Source organism: Cellulosimicrobium protaetiae (assembly GCF_009708005.2).
Lineage (GTDB): Bacteria > Actinomycetota > Actinomycetes > Actinomycetales > Cellulomonadaceae > Cellulosimicrobium > Cellulosimicrobium protaetiae.
In genome coordinates this window covers 1,615,872-1,627,579 of record NZ_CP052757.1, presented here as the reverse complement: position 1 = coordinate 1,627,579, position 11,708 = coordinate 1,615,872, and the positions used below count along the sequence as shown (strand labels likewise).

6 protein-coding genes are annotated in these 11,708 nt (G+C 73.4%); 2 read left to right on the top strand and 4 right to left on the bottom strand.

Annotated features, from left to right (window positions below; genetic code table 11):
• Positions 1-47: 47 nt before the first annotated feature.
• The 3 genes from pth to FIC82_RS06920 form a co-directional block, all read right to left on the bottom strand.
• Entirely contained in the window at positions 48-650 is a 603-nt protein-coding gene (gene pth, locus FIC82_RS06930; RefSeq protein WP_154798046.1) for an aminoacyl-tRNA hydrolase, read from the bottom strand.
• 132 nt (positions 651-782) lie between these two features.
• Positions 783-1,388 (bottom strand): 50S ribosomal protein L25/general stress protein Ctc, encoded by a 606-nt coding sequence (locus FIC82_RS06925; protein WP_168731573.1) that lies wholly within the window; start codon positions 1,386-1,388, stop codon positions 783-785.
• A gap of 314 nt (positions 1,389-1,702) precedes the next feature.
• Positions 1,703-6,019 (bottom strand): LamG-like jellyroll fold domain-containing protein, encoded by a 4,317-nt coding sequence (locus FIC82_RS06920; RefSeq protein ID WP_154798045.1) that lies wholly within the window; start codon positions 6,017-6,019, stop codon positions 1,703-1,705.
• A 264-nt stretch (positions 6,020-6,283) separates the two neighbouring features.
• Between FIC82_RS06920 and FIC82_RS06915 the strand changes: the two genes are divergently transcribed.
• Complete coding sequence (locus FIC82_RS06915; protein WP_154798044.1) at positions 6,284-7,594, top strand: UDP-glucose dehydrogenase family protein; 1,311 nt, start codon at positions 6,284-6,286, stop codon at positions 7,592-7,594.
• A gap of 30 nt (positions 7,595-7,624) precedes the next feature.
• Here the strand turns inward: FIC82_RS06915 and FIC82_RS06910 are convergent, their stop codons facing one another.
• On the bottom strand, positions 7,625-8,353 hold the full coding sequence (locus FIC82_RS06910) for a GOLPH3/VPS74 family protein (protein ID WP_154798043.1): 729 nt from the start codon (positions 8,351-8,353) through the stop codon (positions 7,625-7,627).
• Between the two features lie 268 nt (positions 8,354-8,621).
• Here FIC82_RS06910 and FIC82_RS06905 point away from each other — a divergent pair, with 268 nt between their 5' ends.
• Positions 8,622-11,708, top strand: coding sequence for a hypothetical protein (locus FIC82_RS06905; protein WP_154798042.1), 3,087 nt, complete (start codon positions 8,622-8,624; stop codon positions 11,706-11,708).

Here is an 11,708-nt window from a genome sequence, read left to right as displayed (position 1 = left end):
GACGTCACCCGGGTGAAAACGGGCGTCCTGGCCCGCTCCGTACGACGCTACGCCTTCGTGTGGTACTTCCCCTGGGCCGCGAGGAGACCGTCGGTGAGCAGCATCTCGACGGCGTCCGCGGCGTCGTCGAGCAGGAACGGGAGCTCCTTCGCCTCCGTGCCCTTGAAGTCCTTGAGCACGAAGTCGGCGGTGTCCTGGCGGCCGGGCGGGCGCCCGACGCCACCACGCACCCGGACGTAGTCCTTGGTGCCGAGCGCCTTGGAGATGTCGCGCAGGCCGTTGTGCCCGCCCTCGCCACCGCCGACCTTGAGCTTCACGGCGCCGAACGGGATGTCGACCTCGTCGTGGACGACGACGACGTGGTCCGGGTCGATCCCGTAGTACTTCGCGAGCCCCGCCACCGGCCCGCCCGAGACGTTCATGTACGTCGTGGGCTTGGCCAGGAGGACGCGGGGCCCCGGCCGCCCGCCGGGGAGCACGCCGAGGCGGGCCTCGGCGACGGCGGCCTGCGCGCGCGGGTGGCGCGCGAACCGGGCGGCAGCGCGGCCCGCGAGGACGTCGAGCACCATGTGGCCCAGGTTGTGGCGGTTGCCCGCGTACGTCGGCCCGGGGTTGCCGAGCCCGACGACGAGCCACGGCTGGTCGGTCATTCACGGTCCTTCGTGGTCTGGAGCGGTCGTCGGGCGGCGGGGACGGCTCCCGCCCCGCGGTCGAGCCCGGCGGGTACGCGCAGCGCCCGGCACCGCGAGGGTGCCGGGCGCTGCGCGGTGGTCAGTGCGAGGTCACTCGGCCTCGGCAGCCTCCGGGGCGGCCTCCTCGGCGGCCTCGGCCGCCTCCTCCGCGGGCTCCTCGGCCTGCGGCTCCGTGACGGAGACGACGATGAGCTCGGCGTCGGCCGTGAGCGTCGCGCCCTTCGGGAGCTTCACGTCGCCGGCGAGCACCTGCGTGCCGGCCTCGAGGCCCTCGATGGAGACCTCGATCGACTCGGGAAGGTGCGTCGCCTCGGCCTCGATCGCGAGCGTCTGCAGGTCGACGAGGTGGATGGTGCCGGGCGCGGACTCGCCCGTGACGACGACGGGGACGTCGACGGCGACCTTCTCGCCCTTCTTCACGATGAGCAGGTCGACGTGCTCGATGACGTTGCGGACCGGCTCGCGCTGGACGTCCTTGGTGATCGCGAGCTGGGACTTGCCGTCGAGCTCGATCGAGAAGAGGGCGTTAGAGTGCTTGAGCGCCATCATCGTCTCGTGACCCGGCAGGGTCACGTGCAGCGGGTCGGTGCCGTGGCCGTAGAGGACCGCGGGGATCTTGCCGGCGCGGCGGACGCGGCGGGCGGCACCCTTGCCGAACTCGGTGCGGGCCTCGGCGGCGAGCTTGATCTCAGACACGTGGATCACTCCTGGAAGAACGTTGCGGGCCGGCCACCAGTGGGGAGCGGTCGGCTGTCCGGACGGTTGAGAGGGCCACCCGGACGGGCGGCTGCGTCGGCGCGGGACGTGTGACGGGCGCGCAGGAGGACGACCGCCCAGTCGATAACGGAGATCCAACAGGTCTGGCTGACACTCACGGTCCCGCGCCGCCGGTGTGCTCACCGGTGCGGCGCTGCCGGCCGTCAGACGTCCCTCGCCGAGGCAACCTGACTACTGTACCCGGCCGCGACGGCCCCGCGAAACCCGCGCAGCCGCCGGCGCCCCCCGCTCTCCTACTGCCCGCGCGCGGCGTACAGCTGCGCGACCTCGGCGGAGGACAGAGCGCGGTCGTACAGGCGCACGCCGTCGATCCGCCCCTTCATCGGACGCGTGCCGTCGGACTCCGCACCGATCCCGAGTCGCAGCGAGCTCGTGCCGATGCTCGCCGGTCCGGCCTTGGACGCCTGCTCCACGCCGTTCACGTAGATGCGCATCCGTGTCCCGTCGAACGTCCCGACGAGGTGCACCCACGTCCCGTCCGTCGGGTACGCGGACGTCGTGTCCACACGGAAGGTGTCACCGGACGACGCGTGGTTGAACCGCAGGAAGGCCTTGCCCGACGACGCGAGCCCGAGCTCGTAGCCGTCGGTGACCCCCTGGGCCGCCTTCTTCACGACGTACTGCGTGCCGACCTGCTCGGGGCGCACCCATGCCGAGGCGGTCATCGGGCCGGACAGCCGCAACGCAGCCTTGTCGTCCACGCGCGCGTAGTCGTCCACGCCGTCGAGGCTCAGCGCGCTGCCGGACAGACCGGTGGCCCATGTCGCTCCCGAGCGCAGGGACGCCGCACTGCCGTTCGGCGACGTGTCGGCGGCCACCGTCCCCTGTCCCTCGTCGAAGGCCCACACCCCGATCGCCCCCGCAGGCGGCGCGGGCGTGGGGTCAGGCGTGGGATCCGGGGTCGGCGTCGGGTCAGGCGTGGGATCCGGCGTCGGGTCAGGCGTGGGATCCGGCGTCGGGTCAGGCGTGGGATCCGGCGTCGGCGTGGGATCCGGCGTCGGGTCCGGCGTCGGCGTCGGGTCCGGCGTCGGTGTGGGGTCCGGCGTCGGCGTCGGGTCCGGCGTCGGTGTGGGGTCCGGCGTTGGCGTCGACTCGTCTGCGCCCGAGTAGAGCGCCCCGACCTCGGCGGACGAGAGTGCCCGGTCGTAGACGCGGACGCCGTCGACCCGCCCCTTGGTGGGTCGCGTCCCGTTGGACTCCGCGGCGATGCCGAGCGGGAGCGTGTTCGTGCCGATGCTCGCAGGACCTGCCTTCGACGCCTGCTCGACGCCGTTCACGTAGATCCGCACGCGAGCACCGTCGTACGTCCCGACGAGGTGCATCCACGTCCCGTCCGTCGGGTAGGTCGACGTCGCGTCGACCCGGTACGTGTCCCCGGACGACGCGTGGTTCAGGCGGACGAACGGCTTGCCGCCCGACGCCAGACCCAGCTCGTAGCCGTCCGTCGTCCCCTGGGCCGCCTTCTTCACGACGTACTGCGTCGCGAGCTGCTCCGGGCGGACCCAGGCTGCCACGGTCATGCGGGTGGTCAGGTCGAGGACGGGAGCGTCGGGCACGCGGACGTAGCCGGTCGTACCGTCCGAGCGCACCGCCGAGCCCACGACACCGGTCGCCCACGTCGCGTTGCCGACGAGCGCGCCGTCGTTCGCCCATCCGGACGCGTCCGCCGTCGCCGGCCCCTGTCCCTCGTCGAGGTCCCACGCGCCGACGAGGCCGTCCGGCGACGTCACCGAGACCCGGACGGTGGCCGGGGCGGACCACTGCCCACCGGCTCCGACGCGGAAGGTGAAGGTGTCGACACCCGCCGAAGCCCCCGGGGTGTAGGTGAACGCCCCCGTCGTCGTACCGGTCAGCGCCACCGTGCCGCGCGCCGGCGGGGACACGACCTCGAACCGGGGCGTCGTGCCCTGCGGGACCGTCGCCGCCAAGGTGCCCGAGACCGCGGTCCCGAGCGAGGTCGAGACCGCCAGGTCCTGGGCGACGGGCGCCGGGTTCGGCTGCGTCGACCCACCCTGGAACAGAACGGCGACCTCGGTCGCGGACAGCGCCCGGTCGTAGAGCCGGACGCCGTCGACCGCGCCCTTCATCGGCCGGTACCCGTTGGGCTCGGCGCCGATGCCCAGGGGCAGCGCGTTCGCGGCGATGCTCGCCGGCCCTGCCTTGGACGCCTGCTCGACGCCGTCGACGTAGATCCTCATGCGTGTCCCGTCGTACGTCCCCACGACGTGCATCCAGGTCCCGTTCGTGGGGTACGACGACGTCGCCTCGACCCGGAAGGTGTCGCCCGACGCCCCGTGGTTCAGCCTCAGGAACGGCTTCCCTCCCGAGGCCAGGCCGAGCTCGTAGCCGTCGGTCGCACCCTGCGTCGCCTTCTTCACCACGTACTGCGTGGCGCGCTGCTCGGGACGGATCCACGCGGCCACGGTGAGCCGCGTCGTCAGGTCGAGGGCCGCGGAGTCCGGCACCCGCACGTAGCCGGTCGAGCCGTCGGACCGCACCGCGGACCCGGCGACACCTGGCACCCACGTCGACGCGCCGACGAGGGAACCGGTCCCGCCCCAGCCGGACGAGTCCGTGGTCACGAGGCCCTGGCCCTCGTCGAGGTTCCACGCACCGACGAGCCCGTCCGCGGACGAGACGCGGACGCTCACGGTCGCGGTGCCCGACCAGACCCCGCCACTGCCCGCGCGGAACGTGAACGAGTCGGCTCCGCTCGTGCTCCCGGCGCGGTACGTGAACGTCCCGGTCGCGGGGTTGAGAGCGGTGAGCGTCCCCGAGCTCGGCGGCGTCACGATCTCGAACGTCAGCGGGTCGTCGGTCGCGGCCTGCGCCGCGAGCGTCCCGCTCACCGAGCCGCCCGCGGTCGTCGAGACGGTCGAGTCCTGCACGGCAGGTGCACCCGCCGGGGTCCAGGCGAGACGGGCCGCGCGCGCCGTCGAGGCCGACGCCGCCATCACGAGCACCTCGCCGGGCACGTTGGACTTCGTCGCGGTGGCGTTGTTCCACGTGCCGTCGAGCACCGTCTCGGCCGCTCCGTCGAAGTCGGGCGCGAGGCGCGACGTCTCCTTGACGAGGATGTCGTCCAGCTCCGTGCTGCGCGTGTAGACGACGCGCAGACGGTCGGTGACGTCGTCGACGAGGACGATCCCGCGCGTCCCGATGCGGTCGACCTCGTGGAGCGGGTCCCAGGTGCCGTTCGGGTGCCGCACGAGCAGGCCGATCACCGGCCGGCTCGAGGAGTCGTAGGACGTCTTCACGGCCGCGTAGAGCGTGCCGTCCTCCGACAGCGCGACGTTGAGGTGGTCGTCCGCCATGCCGCCGCCCACCGGGAGCGCGGAACCCGCCGCTGGCACCTCGTCGGCGGTCCAGGTCGAGGGGGAGGCGCCGTCCGCGTGCGTCCGGAAGCCGAAGCGCTTCGTGCTCTGGTTGGACCACAGGACGCCGATCTTGTTGCCCGGCATGGCGGTGACGACGGCGATGTCGTCGTCCGTGATCCCGGACGCGACCGTGACCGGCGACGAGAACGCCGTGTAGGGCGAGTCGCTGTACCGGACCTGCACCTGGCTCGCCGTGTCCCACGCGACCCACATGCGGCCCGTCGAGTCGACGTCGATCGTCGCCGTCTCGCTGCCCGGCAGGGAGACGGCGGTCGGAACCGTGCGCTGCGTCCAGGGCATGTACGTGTTGGTCGCCGCGTCGCGCTGGATCGAGACGAGCGTCGTCGTGGGGCCGTGCAGCAGGACGTGGGCGACGTCGCCCACGACCTTCACGTCAGCGCGCACGTCGGTCCGCTCGGAGATCCGGCTCACGTTCGTCCACGTCTGCGCCGCGGCGTCGTAGCGCCAGACCCACGTCCCGGCCGGCGAGGCGCTCGCAGACGCGAGCACCGCCCACCACGTGCCGCCCGCGGACCACAGCTTCGACTGCGGCTTCTCACCGGTGTTCCCCGTGAGCGGGATCCCGGTCGAGGTGATCGCCGTCGTGGCCGGTGCCTCGGGTGCTGCCGCCGCCGCGGCGGGCGCGGGAGGCTGCCAGGAGAGCGTCAGCAGGCCCGGGTCGGGGGACTTCGAGGAGACCTCGACGAGGTACTCGTCGCCCGCGACGGCGTCGAACGTGACGGACGAGGTCCGGACGTCGCCCTCGTCGTCGTTGGTGGCGACGGGCGCGTTCCTCGCGCTCCGCGGGTAGACGGTGAGCAGCGTGTCGAGCTCGCTGCCGTGGGTCGAGAACGTGATGGGGCCGGACTCGGGCGCCGTCCAGCGCCACCACATCGACGCAGCGGTCGCGCCGGGACCTTCGGGCCCGGACTCCCCGGGAGCGAAGTTCGCGGCGACCTCCTGGCCCACCGTCCCGCCGATGGCGACGCTCTCCGCCTCCGCGTCGCCGACGACGTCGGTGAGCTGGGTGGTACCGGCGCCGCCCGGGAGACCCGGGAGCGCGGTACCGATGCCGACCAGCGCGAGCGCGCCGGCCACCGCCCCGGCCGTGGCGACGGCCCACCGACGGCGGGGGATGCCGCTCCGTTCGGGCCTGGGAGAGGTCTGCGACATGTTCGTGCGTCCTGCTTCTCGCGTGCTCGTCGAGACTGCGGCGACACCACGTGACCGCCACCCCCCGCACGCACCCTCCCGCGCATCGAACCACTCCCAGGACCCGTGCGGCGACACCGTCCGCCGAAGTTCACCCGCGAAGGGCCCCGGCGGCGGGCGGAAGAGGCGTCGTGTCCGTCATTTCACCCTCCCCGGGCGGGGTGCCGCACCGCCGGTCCGGAGTAGCGTGAGCCGTCACTCAGACCGATCCCACCGGAGGACTCGATGCGCATCTCCGTCGTCGGGTGCGGCTACCTCGGCGCGGTGCACGCAGCCAGCCTGGCCTCGCTCGGCCACGACGTCGTCGGCGTCGACGTCGACGAGGACAAGGTCGTGTCCCTCACCGCGGCGCGGGCACCGTTCTTCGAGCCCGACCTGCCCGACCTGCTCGGCCAGGAGCTCGCGAGCGGCCGCCTCTCGTTCACCACCGACGTCTCGCAGGTCCGGGGCGCACGGGTCCACTTCGTGTGCGTGGGCACGCCCCAGAAGCAGGGTGAGTACGCGGCGGACCTGCGCTACGTCGACGCCGCGATCGAGTCCCTCCTGCCGCACCTGTCGCCGGGCGACGTCGTCGTCGGCAAGTCCACGGTCCCCGTGGGGACGGCCCTACGGCTGGCCGCACGCGTCCGCGAGGCCCAGCCGGAAGCCCATCTCGTGTGGAACCCGGAGTTCCTGCGCGAGGGCCACGCGGTCCAGGACACGTTGCACCCCGACCGGCTCGTCTACGGGCTCGACCCGGCGGCGGACGATGTCCCCGAGCGGGTCCTCGACGAGGTCTACGCGAGCCTCCTCGGCGACGGCACACCGAAGGTCGTGACGGACTTCGCGACGGCCGAGCTCGTCAAGGTCGCGGCGAACTCGTTCCTCGCGACGAAGATCTCCTTCATCAACGCCATGGCCGAGCTGTGCGAGGCCACAGGCGGCGACGTCACCGTGCTCGCGGACGCGATCGGCCACGACGCGCGCATCGGTCGCAGCTTCCTCAACGCGGGGCTCGGGTTCGGCGGCGGTTGCCTGCCCAAGGACATCCGGGCGTTCATGGCCCGCGCGGGCGAGCTCGGCGTCGACCAGGCTCTGTCGTTCCTGCGCGAGGTCGACTCGATCAACATGCGGCGCCGCGTCCGGATGGTCGACCTCGCCCGCGAGGTCTGCGGCGGGTCGGTCGTCGGGCGCAACGTCGCCGTCCTCGGCGCTGCGTTCAAGCCCGACAGCGACGACACGCGCGACTCCCCCGCGCTCAACGTCGCGATGCAGATGCACCTCCAGGGCGCGCACGTCGTCGTGACCGACCCGCGCGCCGTCGAGAACGCCCGGCGCACAGCCCCCGAGCTGAAGTACGCGGCCACCGTCGAGGAGGCGGTGCAGGAGGCCGACGTCGTCGTCCTGCTCACCGAGTGGCGCGAGTACCGCGAGCTCGACCCGCGCGCGCTCGGCGAGCACGTCGCGCACCGGCGGGTCCTCGACGGACGCAACGCCCTCGACCCGACGGTCTGGCGCGACGCGGGCTGGGCCTACCGGGCCCTGGGCCGTCCCTGACGCTCGCGACCTTCCTTCGGTTCGACGCCGTCAGCTCGTCGCCGCGGCCGTCGCCGCCACCGTGGCACCGACGAGGAGCACAGCGGTGATCTCCTCGACGTACGCGCGCACGGCCTCGCTCGCCCAGCTCTCGCGAGCGATGTCCTTCGCGCGCCCGTCCACGGCGCGCCGTCGCGCGCCCGTCCACTCCTGACCGCCGTCGGCGACCGCCGCGGCCCCGCGGTCGCCGCCCGCGGCGAGGACACGACCCGCCTGGCCGGTCGCCGAGAGGATCGCGACGAGCGCCGCGGTCCGATCATCCAGCACCCCGCCCTCGACCAGCACGCGCCACAGGTCCGCGCGCACGGAGTCCTCGTGCCGCGAGTCCGCCGCGGGCCACCGCGTGGTCGGGAAGATCCCGAGGACGCGGCCCTCCTCGCGTCGCAGGACCCCGCGCTCGGCGAGCGAACCGATCGCGCGCGACGCGGGCTTGAGCTTCGCGATGGGCGCCACGAGCGCCTTGGGCTTCGATCCCTCGCGCGACCGGACGACGTCGAGCGCCTCGTCCAGCAGACGGTTGCCCGTCGGCGACGCGTCCCGCACGACGATGCGCCCGATCCGACCGCCGTCCCCGTCGCCCGCGAGGTCCGCCCGGCCCAGGAGCGCGAGCTCCACGAGCAGCGCACCGGCCGCGACCTGCTCGCGGTACGACGCGTCGACGACGGCCTTGCCCGTCACGTCGTCGAGCGTGAGCAGCAGGTAGTCCTCGAGGATGAGCATGACCCCACGCTACGGCGGCGCCGCGGACGCGGGAGGTGCCGAATGTCACGGGCGTCCCGCCCGGCGTGCACGACGTCGTACCCGTTCACGTCGACCGCCGACGTGGCCTCTCCGAGATTTCACCCGGGCCCACCGAGCACCCCGACGCTGCCGGTGGGACCCTGCGACTCAAGAGCACCGCCTGCACGCCGCTGTTCCGAGCCTCGACGCCGCGGCTCGTCGCGTTCGCCGTCGAACGCCGCTGCCCCGACCGTTCCGGGAGCACGACATGCGAGCACGCACCCTCCGCGAGGGCCACCGACCCGGCCTGTCGCGACCCGGCCCGTCGGCGCCACACCTGCTCGCCGCGGCAGCGCTCGCCCTCGCGTCCCTGGCCGTCGCCGCCCCCGCCCTGGGCACCCCCGCCGGGGTCTCGGACGTGTGCGACGGCGTCCGCACGCTGGTGGACGCCGCGCAGCCGGAGGCTGCGCTCGCTCAGGTCACCGCGCTGCGTGCCGAGGACGTCGGAACCCCCACCACGTCGTCGGGGACCACGACGACCTTCGACGACGAGGGCGCGTCCACCGCCGTCGAGGAGTCGCAGAGCCCTGCTCTCCCCTGTGCGGACGAGGAAGCGCTCGCCCTCGACGCGATCGAGCGTGCGCAGGCGCTCGCGGACGAGGCCGCCGCGCTCGTCCCGACGGATGCGCGCGGCGCCCAGGAGAAGGCCCAGGAGGCTCTCGCCGTCGACGCGGAGAACGAGACCGCGGCCGAGGCGAAGAGCGCGGCGGACGCGGCCCTGGCGCAGCCGGTGGGCACGTTCTCGGCAGCGTGGACCCGCTTCGTCGACCGGTACGTCGAGCCGCTCACCCAGCCGGCCGTCGTCCTCGTCGTCGTCCTCGCCGGGCTCTTCGTCGTGGCCCGGGCCCTGACGCCGACCACGCTGTCCTGGCCGCGCCTCGGCCCGCGGACGGCCCGCACGGTCGGCGTCACCGGTGCCGTGTCGATCGTCACCGCCGCGCTCACCCTGACGTGGGCGACCGCGCTCGACCTGATGGGCACCCGGGCGCGGGTGGGCGACGGATGGTGGCGCGGCGCGAGTGTCGTCTGGGTCGTTGTCGGCCTCGGGGCCGTGGTCGTCGCGGTCATGACCGTCGTCCTGTTCGCCCGGCTGCCGAAGGCCACGCCGGGCTCGGGGGCTCAGGGCTTCGGGGGTTGGCCCGTCGTCCTGTCGATCGGCGCAGGAGCCACCCTCGTGTTCGTGTTCCTGGTCGGGAGGGACGGCGCGGTCCCGCCCGATCCGAGCCGCGCGGGCGACGTCCCCGTCGCGGCCGCCGGCCTCTCGCTCGCGGTCCTCGGAGTCGGCCTGACGACCGTCTTCCTCGCGACCCGTTTGCGGGTCCGCGTCGACGTGCGGGGAGAGGAGGCGAAGGATCCCGCCCTGGAGTCCGGGCACCTGGTCGCGCTCCTGCGCGAGCTGGGCGGCACCTCGGCCCGCGGACTCGAGATGCCCCGCGGCACCGACGTCGAGACGCTGCGCGGCGGCGTGCTCTCCGAGCTCCCGCAGAACGCCGTCCTGAAGGTGCTGACCAGCCTCGTGACGGGCCTCGCGGGTTCGCTTCCGTGGCGCGTCGTGGTCGAGGAGCGCGGCACGTCCCTGGCCGTGGTGATCACGCGCAACGGGCGACTCGCAGGGTCCGCGGTCGTCTCGCACGACCGCCTGGTCGGGCGTGTCGCTCCCGTCCGGGACGGGGCACAGGAGCCGGAGCCGGAGGACGATGCCGCCGCGACGCCCGCGGACTCGTGGTCGGATCTCCAGCGGGCGGCGGCCGCCGTCGTGCTGACGACGCTCGCCCGGCACCACACCGGGTTCGAGGGCCTGTGCGGGACGACGAGCTGGCGCAGCCTCGCGCTCTTCGACCTGGCGACGTCGGTGTACGACCACGACGAGGAGACCCAGAAGGGGCTGCTCGCCGCGGCCTGCTCCGACGACCCCGGCAACCTCCCGGCGCAGGTCGCCCTCGCGAGGGTGACGATGCGACGCAGCGACACGTTCGAGAAGGCCGACCGGTACGTCCGATGGCTCACGGAGCTGGTCGGGCGTGCCCGTGTCGACGGCTCGCCACGACCCGGGCACGAGGTGCTCGTCCTCCGCGCCCTGTACACGCGGGCGGCCGTGGCGATCAACGCGTCGTTCGCCGCCAACGACGGTCGGCGATCTCGACCCGACGGCCGGGCGCGCAGCGCGGTCGAGGAGCTCGAGGCCGAGCTGCACTCGAGGCCGGCCGGTCGGGAGGGCGAGCAGGTCGTCGAACGCGTCCGAGCCGCGGCCACCGCCATGTCCTACCGGCTGTGGACGACGGTCGAGACCATCACGATCCCGCCCGCCCCGGGTCCTGTCGTCCGCACGGCAGAGGGCGCGCCGCCGTGCGATCACGCCGCACACCGGGGGTGCGCGCACGTCGTTCCGGTCAAGGTGATCGCGACGCTCGCGCTGCCCGCAGGGCCCCTCGCGCTCTGCGTGGCCGACGACAGGTCGGTTCGGGTCATCGCGGAGGACGCCGCCTTCCCCGGGGGAACCCTGATCATCGAGGGGTCCGAGAACAGTCGGCACCGCACGATCCGTGTCCGGGCGGAATCAGCTCTCTTCCTCGGTCCGATCACGGTCGACACCACGTGCGTCGTCCGGTTCTCCACGGGGCCGACATCCGGCGAACCCGGGAAAGAACCCCGTTCGCGGGTCGAGCCGCTGGACCCGGACGACGCGACGACACCGGCGAGCTGGTACAACCTCGGGTGCTACTACGCCTCGCGTCCCGCCACCAGTGAAGCAGCCAGGATCGACGACGCGCTCGCCACCGAGCAGTTCCTCCGCGCGCGTGTGCACCCGTCCGCGCGGACGTGGATCAAGACCGACCCGGTGCTCACGACCTACCGCACGAGCGAGTCGTACCGTGTCGTGTTCGGCGCCGAGCCGCTCGGATCCTTCCTGGCGATCGGTGAGATCGCGCGGCACCGCGACCTCCTCGAGCAAGCAGGGATCCGCAGGGAGGACGACGTCCCCGCGTCACCGGGGCTGCTGCTCCAGAGCTGCCTTGCGCTCTCCCCGCGCAACGCCGCCGACATCGTGCAGATCGCTCGACTCGTCCTGGCCGTGCCGCACTCGCTCGCGACCATCAGATACGAGATCGCCGAGGCGGCCATCGGGACGACAGGTCGTCCGTACGACATGAGCCTGCCCACGCTGCCGGAGGCGAAGCGACTGGTCCTCCACGGCGCCGTGGACCGACGGCTCGGGGTACTCGCTCTCAGCGACGCGAGGACGACAGAGGCTCGTCACCACCTGGACGTGTGGCTCGACCTCGAGCACACCTAG

What these genes read in the sequence shown, in the direction of transcription:
- pth (WP_154798046.1), bottom strand. Translation starts at nt 650, where the DNA reads ATGACCGACCAGCCGTGGCTCGTCGTCGGGCTCGGCAACCCCGGGCCG.
- FIC82_RS06915 (WP_154798044.1), top strand. Translation starts at nt 6,284, where the DNA reads ATGCGCATCTCCGTCGTCGGGTGCGGCTACCTCGGCGCGGTGCACGCA.
- FIC82_RS06910 (WP_154798043.1), bottom strand. Translation starts at nt 8,353, where the DNA reads ATGCTCATCCTCGAGGACTACCTGCTGCTCACGCTCGACGACGTGACG.
- FIC82_RS06905 (WP_154798042.1), top strand. Translation starts at nt 8,622, where the DNA reads ATGCGAGCACGCACCCTCCGCGAGGGCCACCGACCCGGCCTGTCGCGA.
- FIC82_RS06920 (WP_154798045.1), bottom strand. Translation starts at nt 6,019, where the DNA reads ATGTCGCAGACCTCTCCCAGGCCCGAACGGAGCGGCATCCCCCGCCGT.